The 15938-nt window shown below is 40.2% G+C and carries 12 protein-coding genes and 1 pseudogene; 3 read left to right on the top strand and 10 right to left on the bottom strand.

The features are described 5' to 3' along the window. Positions 1–168: 168 nt before the first annotated feature. Together ACFIK7_RS04795 and ACFIK7_RS04790 are read right to left on the bottom strand one after the other, a co-directional pair. Positions 169–405 (bottom strand): class I SAM-dependent methyltransferase, encoded by a 237-nt coding sequence (locus ACFIK7_RS04795; protein ID WP_375663040.1) that lies wholly within the window; start codon positions 403–405, stop codon positions 169–171. A 369-nt stretch (positions 406–774) separates the two neighbouring features. Then, the gene (locus tag ACFIK7_RS04790) at positions 775–1302 is read right to left on the bottom strand and encodes a hypothetical protein (protein ID WP_375663021.1); all 528 of its coding nucleotides are present in this window, start codon (positions 1300–1302) and stop codon (positions 775–777) included. Between the two features lie 338 nt (positions 1303–1640). Here ACFIK7_RS04790 and ACFIK7_RS04785 point away from each other — a divergent pair, with 338 nt between their 5' ends. The 3 genes from ACFIK7_RS04785 (at position 1641) to ACFIK7_RS04775 (ending at position 4512) form a co-directional block, all read left to right on the top strand. Next, positions 1641–3062 carry a coproporphyrinogen-III oxidase family protein gene (locus ACFIK7_RS04785; RefSeq protein WP_375658109.1) on the top strand — a complete coding sequence of 474 codons (1422 nt, stop codon included), beginning with the start codon at positions 1641–1643 and terminating at the stop codon, positions 3060–3062. Between the two features lie 10 nt (positions 3063–3072). Continuing rightward, the gene (locus ACFIK7_RS04780) at positions 3073–4293 is read left to right on the top strand and encodes an MFS transporter (RefSeq protein ID WP_375663020.1); all 1221 of its coding nucleotides are present in this window, start codon (positions 3073–3075) and stop codon (positions 4291–4293) included. Positions 4294–4389: 96 nt separating this feature from the next. Continuing rightward, positions 4390–4512 carry a hypothetical protein gene (locus ACFIK7_RS04775; RefSeq protein ID WP_375631524.1) on the top strand — a complete coding sequence of 41 codons (123 nt, stop codon included), beginning with the start codon at positions 4390–4392 and terminating at the stop codon, positions 4510–4512. A 572-nt stretch (positions 4513–5084) separates the two neighbouring features. On the opposite strand, the gene ACFIK7_RS04770 is transcribed toward ACFIK7_RS04775, so the two are convergent. From ACFIK7_RS04770 to ACFIK7_RS04735, 8 genes and pseudogenes are all read right to left on the bottom strand, one after another. Beyond that, the gene (locus ACFIK7_RS04770) at positions 5085–5240 is read right to left on the bottom strand and encodes a hypothetical protein (protein ID WP_375663019.1); all 156 of its coding nucleotides are present in this window, start codon (positions 5238–5240) and stop codon (positions 5085–5087) included. Between the two features lie 15 nt (positions 5241–5255). Next, positions 5256–5648 (bottom strand): annotated as a pseudogene (locus ACFIK7_RS04765) (hypothetical protein). Positions 5649–6071: 423 nt separating this feature from the next. Continuing rightward, the gene (locus ACFIK7_RS04760) at positions 6072–6245 is read right to left on the bottom strand and encodes a hypothetical protein (RefSeq protein ID WP_273790372.1); all 174 of its coding nucleotides are present in this window, start codon (positions 6243–6245) and stop codon (positions 6072–6074) included. A 40-nt stretch (positions 6246–6285) separates the two neighbouring features. Then, on the bottom strand, positions 6286–6474 hold the full coding sequence (locus ACFIK7_RS04755) for an NADPH-dependent FMN reductase (protein WP_375612108.1): 189 nt from the start codon (positions 6472–6474) through the stop codon (positions 6286–6288). Between the two features lie 316 nt (positions 6475–6790). After that, on the bottom strand, positions 6791–8134 hold the full coding sequence (locus tag ACFIK7_RS04750) for an MATE family efflux transporter (RefSeq protein ID WP_375663018.1): 1344 nt from the start codon (positions 8132–8134) through the stop codon (positions 6791–6793). A gap of 931 nt (positions 8135–9065) precedes the next feature. Then, entirely contained in the window at positions 9066–10316 is a 1251-nt protein-coding gene (locus ACFIK7_RS04745) for an MFS transporter (RefSeq protein WP_375663017.1), read from the bottom strand. A 314-nt stretch (positions 10317–10630) separates the two neighbouring features. After that, positions 10631–13828, bottom strand: a complete 3198-nt coding sequence (locus ACFIK7_RS04740) for a DEAD/DEAH box helicase family protein (protein WP_375663016.1) — start codon at positions 13826–13828, stop codon at positions 10631–10633. A gap of 28 nt (positions 13829–13856) precedes the next feature. Next, positions 13857–15725: a site-specific DNA-methyltransferase gene (locus ACFIK7_RS04735; RefSeq protein ID WP_375630995.1), complete on the bottom strand. Its 1869-nt coding sequence runs from the start codon at positions 15723–15725 to the stop codon at positions 13857–13859. Positions 15726–15938: the final 213 nt, after the last annotated feature.

Here is a 15938-nt window from a genome sequence, read left to right as displayed (position 1 = left end):
ATAATAAAGGCGAGATATTTAATTTCCTTTTGGTTGTCGCAATGCTTAATTAAAAGAAAGGAAACTTTTCTTTTAATATGAAGCAAGTTTTGTAACTCTATTGTTATCCACATAGAAGTAAACACCCTAGGATGGTGAGTAGCCTTTACAGCTAGTGCTTACAAACACTCACCCCGCCATAATATGCGTAAATGTATTTTCAGGATAAGACATACGCTCAGCATTTCCGACATGAAACTTAACCATCGCCTGTATAACAGAGCTATCAACCTTGTTCTGAGCGAATGGTACAAACTCTGCACTTATATCAATTTCCACCGCTTGACATTGCACTTCGCACACAATATTTAGAGCTGAGAATCCAGTAGAGCATACCAAATCCAATAGATAGGAATTTTTGCTAATTGCGCCATGCGTGATCCAACATTTGATAGTCTCCAGCCCACTAGGAGGTGTGTTATTTATATCTAAAAAGCCAAAAAATCAGGATATGAGAACACAATAATATCAATTTCCTTTGAACTAAAGTCCTTCATCGTCGATCTTCCACCATCGTAAAATCTTTTTTGTATCAGTTGCTTTCACATACTTTGACTTATGACCTAGTGATACTGTGCAGATTGAGTACACATCCCCAGAGCCCAGATTGTAATTAAGTTCGTACCACTCTGCTCTTTTATAGAAAATAAATAACCATAATCTTCAGATATAATATGCCTAGATTCAATAATTACCGTAAGCTTATGTAAATCACAACCCAATTGTGATAATGCCTCATAAATTTAATGCCTCATAAATTTTACGAGAGTATTCGTCATTGATCGTCACGGCATCGCAGAATGCTGTGGAAGTCGGATATCCCCCGCCTAGACTGATAAAACTTTTTTGATCCTTCAATGCGTAAATATCCTTTCCAGCCTTAGTTAAGGTGGATACTATTAACTCAGTCGAATTCAAATTAGAGCCCACATGCAAAGGCGCCCCATTAAGCCTAATCCTATTGGATTCTAGCAAAGATAATGCGGCACGTAACTCCGCCGCAGTCATACCAAAACGCAATCTATCCCCGTTTGCCAGTACATGGCACAATCTCAATGAGATTTTAGGCAATATGTCAAAATGGCGGGCAAGAGCGATGATGTCATGTAATTCGATAATATTATCACACTGGACATTTATATGTTTTCTAATAGATAATTCTATCTCTTCTCGAAGTTTTACAGGGATATCAAAAAATATATATCTACCTTTAAAATCATCTTTTTGCACTAATGATATTTCATAACCAGACGCAAATTCCAAGTCCCAGCAACATAACAATGATGCCCCGCACGTCCATTAAAATACCCTGCTTTTTCTCGCCCTAGGCATTCATAGCCCGACCACGTAAAACAGGATACCAATTACAATATCAGACCATAAGGCTGCAAGAGAAAGTTCTTTTATATTTTTATCTTTACATTGCCTCTTAAACAAGCTCGCCTGTTCATATAAGAAGTTATATGTATAATACATATAACTTCTACAAAAGGAGGATTCATTATGTTCCGTGAAAATCTTTGGTAATACACTCGGGTGATTGGGTCACCAGTCGCCCGTCAATAATATAGTGCGAGTTAAGAAATTGGGGGAGGTAAGTTATGCAACTCGTGGATCATCCTTTTGTGAAGTTCGACCAACTCAAGACGATTTACAACTTCACATATCCGTTATTTCGCACTATTTCAAATGAATTTTACGATTACCTAGACTTTAATAAACTAGCGCACAGTAAGCAAATTCCACAAGCGCGTACCATTTCTCTTTATTTGCATATTCCCTTTTGCGAAACCATCTGTTCCTTCTGTCCCTTTCAGAAAGGAGCCTACAAGCACGTTAAGCAAATCGAATCTTATATGTCAGCGCTTACCACAGAGATCAGAGCCAAAGGAAATTTCATTCGCTCGCTTAGAGGGCCCATCCGCAGCATCTATATAGGGGGCGGCACACCGTCACTCTTGTCCGCAGATAATATCCGCCACATCGGAAAAGTATTGCATGCTGAATTTGAGCTCTCTTCCTTAGCCGAATTTACACTGGAAAGCAAACCGAAGAGCGTCACACGTGATAAACTTTATGCTGCCCGTGAGATCGGCGTTAACCGGATCAGCTTCGGTATACAGAGTTTCATTGAGCGTTTCCGATCATTGTTTAACCTCACCTCAACACGTGAACAAATCAACAATACCATGGCTTGGTCACAAGAGATAATTGGGACATGTCGGTTTCGACCTACTATATGGCAGCACAGCCAGCAAGCCGAAGAACTATTATACGATTTGAAGCAAGCCAGCGAGCTTCATCCTGAAACCATCAACCTTTATGCAATCAACAATCTGGCTATCACGTCGCAACTGCATAAGTCTTACGCACAAAAAGGGCTAAAACCGTCCAGCCTACAGCATCGACAAATGCTTCGATTATTTAGCGATATCGTTATGCGCAGCTGCGGCTATGCGCCGTGTAATGGGCATTCCTATATCAAAATTGCCAATAACACTCCTCTAACGCTCGCTAAAACGAGTTCAGCTAATTATTTCCGCTATCACAAATATTTGTATGGTTATCATGACGATTATGTGGTTGGCTTCGGGGCGTCAGCACTGTCGATTCTCGGCTCACTCGTCACACGAGCCAATCCCAGTCGAAGCGGATACATTACCGACATACAACTTAAAGGCAAATCCAAAGTATACTACAATTGGGTATCAGCGGAGCAACAAGCCTCCAAAGCTTTGTGTATGCGGCTACCTTATAACGGCTATGCCAAAAAAGAAAGAATTGACTGGACCGCACTCCCCTCTTTCGTATACAATAACCTACAACAGCTCATAGGTGCAGGTCTCATCGTAGAAAGTGATAACGATCTCCAGCTGACTCAGCGTGGTTGGCAATGGTATTCCAACCTTATGTATTTTCTTCTACCTCAGGCAGATAGGAATATCTTGGACGGCTATGTCGCAAACATGCTGAATACAACCGCCGTACTTGATGGAACAGCGGAAACCTGTATGGCATCTTAAGGAGAAAAGAATGTTCACGCTTTTTGCCAACAGGAACATACGCTATTTTTGCCTAACCGTTAGTCTGCTCGCCTTACTCAGCGGTGCTTTGCGCACTGCCATCCCGCTATTAGCAAGACAATCTGGATATGGCGTAGTCGGAGTAAGTTGGTCGCAAGGTCTCTTCTCATTAGCGTGGCCAATTTTCGGCATCCTTGCAGGCGCTTTACTTGATCGCTGCGACAAAATAAAACTTGCCACCACAGCTCTCCTCATCTTCATGCTACTGCATATTGTCCTGTTCGTACTGCTCATGATACAGATTGCTCCAGCCGAACAAATTTTCTTCTATGCAACCATTGCTGGATTCATCGTCGTTTCTGCCGAAGCTTATATAATGACGATTCCACCACTTATCATGGAGGGAGAGCGATTGATGACCTTCTACTCAATTGTCTTGTTTTTAGATTTCGGGGTCTCCTATTTTCTTGCCCCTGTCATAACAAGCAGCATTTTAGGGCATGGCACACTGCTATTTCTTGGCTTGTTAATCGTGCTTTTTATCACATTGATTTTTACCGCTCGCCGTGCTGTTCCGACATCGCCAACACTTGATAAAGAAAACATCACTTTCCGTTATATTATTGCCGGCTTTCGTTTCATTTTTTCAAATCGGCATCTTACCTCCCTTACATTACTCACATTCTTTCTATCGGTGGTATTTGGAGCATTCCTAACCTCGTTCATCTTCTTCGTTACCGACAGTCGGTATCTGGGCCTACATAGCAGCCAATATGGCGTCATGTTTGCGGCCTACGCGCTTGGAACAATGGCAGGTGCCCTATTTGCGCCGCGTATACGTTATGCACCGGTGCGCCTAGCTGTTCTCACTGACGGTTTAGGAACGGTTGTCTTGCTGCTGATTCCAGCCTTTTCAAAAAGTGCTGTCGTCGTATGGGGCGTCACCTTTATCGCTGGCGTTGGAGCAAGCTTATGGTTTATTGGTGTTACCGCCTTCAGGCAGCGCCTCACACCAAAGCAACTTCTCGGGCGAGCTAATTCTGCTTTTCGGGTGATAGGCTATGCTGGAATGCCGGTCGGAAGCTTTTTGGTCGGCGTCCTTGGTTCTTTTATATCATTGCAGTTTGCTGACGCCTTTATCGCTGGACTACTATTGGTGGCTATCGCGATAACGCTTCCATTTCTTTGGCAGGCTGATCATATAAACACACCCAATCCTGCCACGAGGTAACAGCTGCTTTTTAAAAAAGACACGGTCAAAAAAGGCACACATACCCTATTACGCAATCGATTGATCTGTTCTTTGGACGAGGAAATTATAACCATAATGGCTGATAGAGCCAGCGGCACTATAGAAGCAGCCAAACAAGCGCTAAAGACAAAACAGCCCCTTTACGTTGCATTGGGCGATGATCTCAACGCCTATATGAAGGATGCAGAGAGCTTATAGCGCACAGAGCGCAATTCTTAACTAAAAACTCCGCCCTAGCAATGCCTACTTATACTCCAGTTAATCCGTCATCCGCTGGACATCAAATGCCTCACCCCTTTACTGCTCCTCAAAATACATTTTGTTGCACTTACGCGCCGTATTCTTCCTTTGTAATTAAAAGACCAGCCCTCCTTTCCTAATTTAGGATCTCTGCCTACACAACGAGCAACAGATGCGACCATATATGCAATCACGCCTTAGGGCCTGCATAGTAGGAAGCTTAGTTCGAGAGATTCATAAAGCCTATATCCCAATAAATTTTCCACCCAATCCACCTTTTAAAAGGGCGGATTTATATAAACCGTTAGAGCAAGCTATGAAATCCTTAGGTGTATTAGAAATAATTGGCTGTTTTTACCTCAGACCAATGTTGATTGACTTTTACTCGTGCATATACGCAAGCGGTGCTACTCTTTTCTCAGATAGAAAGGACATAATCGTTACCATCTGACCTATTATTGTTTGAAAATAAAGAAAAAGTATTAGTGCGACTGATGATATTGAAGAGCTATCTCATTATGTGGCTGTACTTAATTACGGCATTGGGAAGCTAGACACGCAATCCCCCATTTCTGCGCGCCTTCTGCATGATATTCATAAGATTTTACGCGGTACGTCCAAAAGCCTTGGCTAATTTCGCAAAGCACAAAATTAGCTTGGCGGTACGCAACTAAAGACAGCGTCATTCGTGCCCCCCACTCCTACCACAGCCCCCCAACTCTCTCTACCACCATCCCCCGCTTAGAATCGCGCCAACTCATCACCGGTGCCTCGTTAAACACCACACCAGTCTCAAGGGCGGTAAAATGCGCCTTGCCGCATTTAATCTTCAGCATTTCTTTAAGGCGCAAATCAAACTCGCTATTCGTTCCTTTTGTTTTCAGTACAAAATAAAGCTTTTGCGCGCCATCTCACTCTAAAACACCCCCCCAATCCGGCGTGTAAGAGCCTATGAGCGCCACGATTTTAAAGCTCCTTGGCAATTTAAAAAATAATTTTACTTCGGAGGCATTATCATTAATTTTGCGCAAATTCTTTCTCAATATTACTCTTATAAACCCCACATGATCATATACACTCTTCTCATTGACCACCGCCGGCCATATGATCGCCTTTTCCGACCTAATTTTACAGATATGGGATCAATCTCATTGTGATGCGCACATCCAGAGATTATTTTATCCTCTGCATTAGAACCAAAAACATGAACAATACGCAGAGGCTTCGGTAAGAAGGCCAACCGCTCAATCTCAACCTACACGAAAATGCATGTGCAAGCGAATGCCCCCCATAATATGCAATATTTCAAGCCCGTCCATAGGGGTACCCCTTTTAAAAATTGTGCCTATGGCTTATAATAATCTCCAAAATATACATTTAGCCCTTGTCTGAAATAACTCAATTTTGGATTGATGAGAACGAAAACGCGCTGCGATAATCACGTTGTTCAGCCCTAATAACCGGCGAAGGGAGCCAATATTCCTGCACCACCAATGACTAAATAACGGTATTTCCTATCATTTTTGATCATATCCTCCACCCTTATTGTACATTTTATCAGCAAGATGTGCGCAGCAAGCCCGTACATTTACGCTGCTAAGTCTCCGTGTACGGTTTTCATTCTCAAACGCAAAATCATCTTTAGCCGAAGCAACTTGATATTGCAGCGCCTGTCCATAAAGCGTATGCACAATTGGTACCAAATATACACAGGGCAGTGCGCATTTTGGGTTATATTGTCATGAGAGAGATGACTAAAAACTTTATCCCAAAAGCATTATACTCTAAATTATCAAGAGCATTCTTCAATCCCCCTGAATAAGACCCGTGATAAACAGGGCTTGCAAGAATAACATCGTTAGCGTCTGCGATTGTTTTGACAAATGCATGCGTTTTAGCATCACAATGGTAATGACTTATAAAAACAACAACTTTTTTAAATGCCTCCTCAACGGCGTATGAATATAAGCACGTTTTTTCTCGTCATTTTTTAAGGTATTAAACTCTTCCAATCTACCGAACTTACTCTTAAATTGTAGCCAAATGATTTTAATAAACCCATATTATTTTAAAAACTCAACAAATAATATTGAGGCTACAATCAAAGACACTTCTTTTCAATATTAAGCAAGTTTTGTAACCTATATTGTTATCTCCATAGAAGTAAAAACAGCCTCTATGGATGGTGAGTAGCTAAGCCTTCACAGCTAGTGCTTTACAAGCGCTTTTATAACACTCACTCTGCCCCAAACATAGGATTGCATTTTATTAAATAACCCACGCGCATATAATTAAAGAGAGAAACGATTAAGCTTGCACCAATCATGCCAAGCCAATAGCCAATAAAGTCATATTCAAAAAAATTTGCCATTAGCGCTCCCCCAAATAGGCCTAACCCCCAATAACTTATTGCTACAACAATTGTTGACCAAAACGTATCAAGCAAACCCACAAGTATGCCATTGAGCATAGCTCCTAAAGTGCCAAAAGCAAAAGACAATAAGATGAACGGAAGCAACTTCCAAGAGAAAACAACAACGCTGTCTTCAGAAATATTAAAGATGGTTGTAAGGATAAATTCATAAGAGAGATAAACAATCCCTGATAAAAATAAGACATAAGCTACAGCAAAAACTGTGACACTCATACGCAGCTGTTTTAGAGCCATATTATTCCTATCTGCTCTATACCACGCTGCTATTGTCGCGGCTGCGCTGGAAATCCCCAAAGCCACCACAGAAATAAGCATATCGAGTCGCATCCCTATCGTATGTGCGGCCAAAGATTCGATCCCATAAGCCGTAATCATGAATGCAATAACCGAAGGAAAGCCCTCCGCAATAAGAATACGTATACCAATAGGTAGCCCTACTCGCAGCAATTTTATTATTCGTGAAATCTCTAACTTTGGTCTCAAATAATTAAAGCGAAAAGAATGAAAAGCAGAATTGCGGGACAAAATTATTGCTGCTGCAATAACAATTAAAATACGGATCAAACTGCTCGCAATTCCTGCACCAAAGACACCTAATCCGCTTGCAGAACCTATACCAAAAATAAGCAGCCAAGAGATAAAAAAGTTCACGATGATAGCCGCAAGCATAACCCAAGTTAAGGGCTGTGGATTACCAATTGCTGACAGCAATCCTCGGCTATTCACATAAAGATAAAAAAACACCACTCCTATAGCAGCGCCACTATTATATTCCTGTGCTATATTGGCAATTGTCTCATCTTGGCCGAGAAGACACAAAATATTCCTCGTATTGAGTAAAATGATTGCACTCATCATTCCAATCACAAGGGAAAGCCATATTCCTTGATCAAACCATGCCTTTAATGCATATCTATCTTGTCTGCGAAAACTTTCCGCAAGTTTTGGTGCAACCGCGGTAATAATACCTAGCCCAAACAACATAACAAAACTAAATATACTCAGAGCTAACATTGTACCACTCAAGGCTTGCACGCCTAAATGCGCTACAAGCGCTGCATCTGTGAAGGAAATCATCATCTGAGAGATAAACCCTATAGCCAGTGGCATGCCAAGAGAGAGCAATTGCTTCATCACAACAAACATTGTGAAATATCTTTCCATATTGAAGGGCATATTAAGCTCGGATCTTTTAAACAAAACACATTGATTTTTTCCGTAAAGTCTTTCCATCGCAAGTCTTGTGTAAAGGATGCATAATGAGAACGCATTAAGGTAAGAGGAGATGCCCAGTTCTTAAAAAAGAAGCGCAATGCACCTTTATTGGTTTTTTGGACTTTATGCCATGCGTTTTTTTGTACAATACTATGCCCCCAAGCAACTACAGTCATTGATAAAAGATCCTCAGCGAGCCGTTTGTTCGTCTTGTATATCCATTTTTAGTATTTTTAATCAAACTTTTTGGTACTGCAAGTAATACACCTGTGCTAACCTTTGCTTACTCGCTGCTTACATACGTAAAAAAACAAAGCCGACCAAGTTGTCAAAAAACACAGGCATTAGCATTTTTACAATCCATTGTGCCTATACACCAATTAAAAAAGAGCATTTATGATACATAAGGCACCTCGATGCCCCACCGCTTTACGATCTAAAATTATGAAACTTTATTTCAACAACCAACGCACAATATTTTACGGACGCAAAAGCACCATCTAGCACTCACTAGGAGAGCATTCTATAACTATACGCACCATGTCCACATCACAAAACTATAGAGACTTCATATGAATGATTGCCCTCTCCAAAAATAATAATTTTGTCCACCTCCGAATCCAATCTGAAGTATTCATTTAACAACACATCAATATCATATCCTCTTGATATGCTCGTTCGCGATATTTCTGGCTAATAGCCGCACAATCATTTGATGTATTCAAATCGGTAAGCATCTCTACTAAAAACGATGGACAGCTATTAATTTCGACTCAATCCATATAAGATGACCCACACACTATTTTTTCCTGTGTCTTTATGTAAGTCACAGGCAAGTCCCTGTTCAACTGTATCTTCACTTTCAAACCTCCTCGTCTTTTATTAACTTTTTATCAGTATAAAGCCAAGCCAAATTAAGCGGGATAATTAAACATATACAAACCAAGGCAAAACAAAAAGCTGCTTCTATACAAACATTATTTGCCAACCAACCAATCAGCACAAGCGCTAAAATACCAAAAATACGCGCAAGAAAACTAACCATGGATAAAACCGTATTTGCATTCTTTTGTTGAATATGTTTAAAAAACTCTGCTTCAAACTGCGTCATAGGAACAGAAAAAAAACTGTGAAATACGGTGAATAAAATAATAGGAGCCCAACTGTTTGCAACGAGAAGCAGAGCAAGCATAACAACAGCACTTAGGACGAGTGAGCACAAAGTTATCGCCATAGGAGCATATTTTTGCATAAGATATTTAATTACAAAGCGATTAAATAAGTATTTTACGAGAGTATAAGACACAAAGCACAGGCCAAGAATAAGAATTTTAGTCTTTCCTGTCGCATTGTCTAATACTCCTGTCTGTCCCAAAATAAAAGGTTGCCAAAAATGAAATATTGGCTGCAATGCAGCAACAATAAAACCACATATCAATATATAATATAATCCGATTTTTGAGGTAACTAAATAAGTAAAAGCTTCTGTTGCATGCAACAAAGAACCCGAGTCTATTGACTGACTATCCGAAGCGGATGCAATACCTATCCCCGTCACCCGACTAAACAAGAATACAAGCCCGAGAAACCCGAAAGAACAAAAATAATATGCCGACTGATAATTATCCATACACAAAGCAATAAGAACACCTAGCGCACCAGCAACCATATTCATGAATGCCGTCAGTTCCCGCTTATAAACGTTTACTTGGTGGTAGATCAAACTACCCTTGTAACCACCGCTATCGATTAAGCCTTTAATCCATGTACTATCAGCGCCAGAACATAAAGCAAAGCCTAAAGCATATATAATTTCTGCCGGAATTAAGACAGAAAGATTAGGCGCGTAAATACATAAAAAGAAGAAGAGCGAAAAAAAGAAACATGATAAGATAACATTTTTTTTAACGCCAATTTTATCTCCTAAAATTCCACAAGGCACTTCAAAAATACAAATAGCCGCGCTAAATACAATTTGTAATAAGGCTAACTGTGCTATACTAACGCCCATAGACAAGAAAAAAAAAGCATGGAAGGAACCTGTAATCAGCCGAACCCCGCTCATTGCCCCACAGCCATAGAGCAACTTTTTAACTTCATAATCTATCGTCATTAATATATCCAAAAGCTATAAAGCTGGCAGCTTTTTTGCCGCCAGCTTTGTATATTTTAAAACTTCAATTCATAGAAGCGCCTCAAGCAGCCATTTTCTGCTCACTTGCTCGGGCTTTGAGCGCAGCAACATCAACCCGTTTAATTTTTTTTCAGGGGTTTATACATATCTTTAGTTTTCATAACTTTACCTCCTGTATTAAATGAAAACAATTAAATTCAACATGAAGTGTACATTATAACTACCTTTTATCAATTTATTATTTTGATATAAAAAGCTTTTCTCCCCTCCCCCTTAAGTATTTCATGCTCCAATCATTCTGTAACAACCACCGCAGCACTTGGAAACTCATGCGCCCCTTCGGGCAAAGTACGCTTATATTCACGCCAATTTATCACCGGCTGGTCGTTAAACGCAACGCTCGTTTGCAGTGCAGCAAAATGCGCTTTGCCGCATTTAATCTTCAGTATTTCTTTAAGTCGCAAATCAAACTCGCTATTTGCCCCTTTTGTCTCCAGCACAAAGTAAAGCTTTTGTTCGCCATCTCGCTCTAAAAAAACTGCCCAATCAGGCGTATAAGAACCAATGGGAGTGGCTATTTTAAAACTTCTTGGTAGTTTAAAAAACAATCTGACTTCAGGATCATTTTCAAGACTTTGTGCAAACTCTTTCTCCACACTGCTTTCATAAACCACATGATCATACACACTCTTCTCACTCACAACAGCTGTACGCTCTAAATTTGCCACAAGCTCTTCACTGGTAAAAAGCTCTTGCACACTATATTCTTGCCCGACCAGCTTTAAATATTTAATGCCATCAATTGTAAGATTAACATGGGTTTTATTGAGTATTTCTTCTATGCGCTCTAAAAAAGCTTGTGGATTTTTTACGAACTCATGCTCACGGCCACTCTTGGTCAAAATACCAATAATTGTCTTTGTGGTTAATTTCAGCTTTAAGGTCAAATAATGTACAATGTTCGGCAGTGCACAAAAACTATAATCAAGCGCACTCTGCTTTAATAACTGCTCTTCATAGGTCACACCAGCACTATCCAGTTCTATCTCTGCTGTCTGATAAACCAAATGCGCGGGCGCAACTGGCGCCATTTTTTCCACTGCATCCACTGCTTTGGCAACAAACTCTGTGCGATCAAGCTTTGCACGATAAGTGGTCTTTTTATTGATCTTTTCCCACAAGGCCAAAAACTCTGGTGAAGCCACTGTTTGCTTTTTAAGCTTAACCCGCACCTCGCGCGTAGCATTACGAATAATCGGCATGGCTTGGCTCGCTTCTAGCGCCTGCAGCACAGCCTGCTTCTGCCCTTTACTAAAACGTTCACTTAAATCTAACGTCCCAGTCGCCCATTGCGCTTTTAATGTATCTGTGATTTTTCCTGCTGATGTAAGCAAGGCTTTTTCACGCAACTCAACCAATATATCAGCAGCCTCTTGCGAAGACAGAATTTTTGTTTCTGTCACAGTTGTCATATAAATCAGATCTTGCAGCGTCTCAACATTAATAAGCGCGCCCGCATCAGTTTTTTTCACAATTTCTTGACGCAATTCGCGTGGCATTTCCTCCACCCCTATAGCATCAAATTCGCTCGCTACTAAATCTTGATCTACTTTAACGACACCTGCCTCATCAATAAAATCTTTTGCAACAAGTATTTTAACAATTTTTTGTGCTTGCGATACTTCCACTTTAGCGGCCACATATTTTACATCTTCATAAATACGGCCAACCAAATGCTCCATCTGCAATGTACCAAGTTTATAACCAATATCCGCCTCTAATTCTTTTTGCAATGTACTCACAAACTCAGCAAAGCTTTCATTCACCATGACATGCAGCACATTTATATCTTTATCTTCTACCTGTTCACCGTGTTGGTTTACGCACAAGCGCAAACCGCGACCAATCTTTTGCCGTACGGTAAAATTCGATTTTTGCTCAATCAACATACACACTTGAAACACATTCGGATTATCCCAGCCTTCTCTCAAGGCCGAATGCGAAAAGATAAAACGCAAGGGGCATGCAAAAGATAATAACCACTCCTTATCACGCATAATCGTGTTATAAGTGTCATCATCAGCTTGGCTGTCGCCCTTTGTATCCTTATAGACGCCTTTTTTGTCTTGCGAGAAATAACCGCCGTGCACGTTCCGAACATTTTGTGCAAACTTAGTTCGCAAGGAGGCATATTTCTTTTTCGCCAACAGCTCTTCATAACATTCTTCAAACATACGCTCATAAAGTGCTGGCTCTTCATCAGAGCTACGATATTTAGCCACCTCATCAATAAAAAAAAGTGATAAAACTTTAATCCCTAAAGGCGCAAGCCGCAATTCTTTATCTAAATGTGTTTCTATAGTGCGATAAATTTGCGCGCGTTTAAGCTCTATTGTATTCACATCACCAAGGGCGTGGCCAAATTTGACAATTTCAGTATCAGAAAACTCAACAGCTTCATCCCCCGCCATGCAATTGATACCCGAAACAATATAACCCCTATAAAGCTCACGCCCGCCCGTAACGCGATACAGATCATCGCCTTGTCTCACTGTAACTGTTTTGCGGCTCACAGTGCCATTCTTTCCCGCAATATCCAACTCTAAGCGCGCCTTAAAGCCATGTTTGTGAGATACGGATTTCAAGGCAATATAGGGACGGTTAAAATTTTGCTCTATCTGATTAGAAGAAACACAAATTTGCTTTACCAGTCCTTTTTTATAAGCATCAACAGGTGTTAAACGATATAAAAGATTAATCTCATCTTTATGCGTGGCACTATAGCGGAAAACACAAAGCGGATTAAGGCTCGCAATAGCCTCCTTCGCTTTTGCTGTATTATCCACCGATTGCGGTTCATCTATGATCACAATCGGATTTGTATCTTGGATATAGCGCATAGCACTTTCGCCATTCAGTCTATCTTGCGGAAGGTTGATAATATTTTCTGCTTTTTTAAATGCATCAATATTGATAATCATAATTTCAATATTGGTTGAGCTTGCAAATTGGCGAATTTGCGAAAGATCTTTTGAATTATAAATAAAATAACGATAGGGCAGATTATCAAACTCTGCTTGAAAATGCTCCCTTGTTACCTGAAGTGATTTATACACCCCTTCGCGAATAGCAACACTTGGTACGACGATAATAAATTTGGTAAAGCCATAGCGTTGATTTAACTCAAAAATCGTCTTGCTATAGACATAAGTTTTGCCTGTTCCCGTTTCCATCTCAATAGAAAACTGCTTTTGCTCTAGCGTCTTACTCGCCAAGAGTTTATTGTTCTGTTGCACCTCTTGTAAATTTGCTAATATGCTTTCATCACTGATCAATAATTGATTACCATAACCAAATTCATTTAACGCTAATTGTCCTTGTTCTGAATGCAAGAAAATAGAAGAATTCCGTCGTGGTTGGCCTTTAAATAAATCAATGACGCTTTTAACCGCATCATTTTGAAATTCTTGTTGTTTAAATTTAAGTTTCATATCGCCGCCCCAATCGTCTCTCTATAGTTTAAATTTTATCAAAACTTACTTCATTGTCTTTAAAGATAAAGTCGCAATTAATAAGCGCCTCATCACTTTTAAAGGCCGCATCAAGCGCTACGATTTTTACGGGCAAATACTTTATCATCTCTTCCGCATCTTCGGGTTCAAAGGGCGGGTCTATGGCTATAATTACCAAGACATCGCCTTCGCTCTCGCCTATATAATAGAATTTTTTGCCATTGATTGGTAAAGGGTAAATTTTTAAATCCAGTGGCCAACCATATTTAAGTATGATTTCGAAGATAATATCTTGATGAGAGCGCTCGGGATTCACCCCCTGCAAAATATGATCCAAGCGCATTTGCAATTGTTCTTTAACATCAAGTGCATTCGGATCAATCGGGCTATCGTCCCATATGGAAAAGTTGGAACTATCGAGCTCTAGAACGCGAAATCCGGTGTCTAGAGGCTGCTCACTTGTGAGTTCTGCTTCATGCTTTTTCTTAATTTGTGCACCAGCGCGGCGAATACGTTCAATACCTATATCGCAGATAGTTTTATAACCAGTTTTATAGGCTTCGCTCTTTTCATCACATAATTCAGGCAATTGCACCATGATGAATTTTCGATTACCACCATCTTCAGCATTCAAAGCCATCACTGCATGCGCCGTTGTACTAGAACCAGCAAAAAAATCGAAAATGATGTCGTTGTCACTGGTCGTCTGTTCAATCAATTGCTTTATAAGACTCACACCCTTGGGATGATCAAAAAATTGGCCGCCTAAAAGTTCTCGTAATTGTTTGGTCGCTATAAAATTCATATCTGTTTCAAGCATTGTACTAAATGGTTTAGTTTGAGATTTAACTTCTGTTTGATGACGTTTATAAGTAGGCGTACCTTGTCCGTTTTTTGGGAAGATCACCTTGCCTTCTTTGATGATGTTTGCCATTCGTCCTTTTTCATAAGCCCATACACGATTGGGATTACACTGGTAAACTACACCCGTTTTTGGATCAGTAATCGGGTAATTAAGATTTGGCCGCTCTGATGCTGTTTTATTGCATGTCAAATTATCAGCCATCCAAGGCCCGCGCGGGTCATTATCGGGGTTGGTATAATTTGCAAAACTCTTTTGTACTCCACTAAAAACAGTGTGCCTGCGACTATAACACAAAATGTAATCATGGTCTGTACTTACATTGTTTTGCGCATCATTAGCACCAGTGCGTTTCCTCCACACCAGCTGCGCAACAAAATTCTCTTCGCCAAACACTTCATCACATACTTTGCGCAAATTATGAACTTCATGATCATCTATTGAGATAAAAATCACCCCATCGTCACGCAATAAGGTCTGTGCCAAACGCAAGCGCGGATAAATCATATTGAGCCAAGCCGTGTGAAACCGCCCCATTGTCTCAGGGTTCGATTTTGTCGTTTGGCTCGTCACTTCCTTATATCGCGCCAATGGGTCTTTAAAATCATCATCATAGATAAAATCATTACCCGTATTATAGGGCGGGTCTATATAGATCATCTTCACTTGGCCAAAATAAGCCCGCTGGATAAGTTTTAACACTTCAAGATTATCGCCCTTAATATAAAGATTATGTGTATTATCAAAGTTTACGCTCTCCTCGCGCTTCGGGCGCAATGTCGCAAATGAAGGCTTTTGAGCAAGCTTTAAACTTGCTCCTTTGCCCTTCCATTCAAATTTGAACTTCTCAAAATCATTATCAATATATTCGCCGCATAGATTAAGAAGCTGATCTATATCCAGCTTTCCCTCAGCAAAACATTGCGGAAAGACTGCTTTTAACTTTTCTATGTCTGGATTAATAGGGCTTTGACTCATGCCCTCTATTTTATCTTCACCCGCTATTATACTCATCTTTGCGCTTCTCCGTTACGCTTAGTATAAAATATGTCTATGAATATTTCTTTTGTACGTCGCAATTCCTTTTATCCTATTTATTTCTATATCCTCTGCAAATTTACTTTCATGAAAAATGTCGTATAAGCTGTTCTCTTTATTTTTTAAAGTTTCTTGTGCTTGTTTTATTTCTTTTTGCTTACGCAAGTCAGCTAAATAAATTCGCATTAC

The organism is Bartonella sp. CL266QHHD (genome assembly GCF_042195355.1).
In the GTDB taxonomy this organism is placed as follows: Bacteria; Pseudomonadota; Alphaproteobacteria; order Rhizobiales; family Rhizobiaceae; genus Bartonella.
The sequence above is the reverse complement of the archived record's forward strand: the minus strand, read 5'-3'. Positions and strand labels throughout refer to the sequence as shown.

What these genes read in the sequence shown, in the direction of transcription:
- ACFIK7_RS04785 (WP_375658109.1), top strand. Translation starts at nt 1,641, where the DNA reads ATGCAACTCGTGGATCATCCTTTTGTGAAGTTCGACCAACTCAAGACG.
- ACFIK7_RS04780 (WP_375663020.1), top strand. Translation starts at nt 3,073, where the DNA reads ATGTTCACGCTTTTTGCCAACAGGAACATACGCTATTTTTGCCTAACC.
- ACFIK7_RS04775 (WP_375631524.1), top strand. Translation starts at nt 4,390, where the DNA reads ATGGCTGATAGAGCCAGCGGCACTATAGAAGCAGCCAAACAAGCGCTA.
- ACFIK7_RS04770 (WP_375663019.1), bottom strand. Translation starts at nt 5,240, where the DNA reads ATGACGCTGTCTTTAGTTGCGTACCGCCAAGCTAATTTTGTGCTTTGC.
- ACFIK7_RS04750 (WP_375663018.1), bottom strand. Translation starts at nt 8,134, where the DNA reads ATGTTTGTTGTGATGAAGCAATTGCTCTCTCTTGGCATGCCACTGGCT.
- ACFIK7_RS04745 (WP_375663017.1), bottom strand. Translation starts at nt 10,316, where the DNA reads ATGACGATAGATTATGAAGTTAAAAAGTTGCTCTATGGCTGTGGGGCA.
- ACFIK7_RS04740 (WP_375663016.1), bottom strand. Translation starts at nt 13,828, where the DNA reads ATGAAACTTAAATTTAAACAACAAGAATTTCAAAATGATGCGGTTAAA.
- ACFIK7_RS04735 (WP_375630995.1), bottom strand. Translation starts at nt 15,725, where the DNA reads ATGAGTATAATAGCGGGTGAAGATAAAATAGAGGGCATGAGTCAAAGC.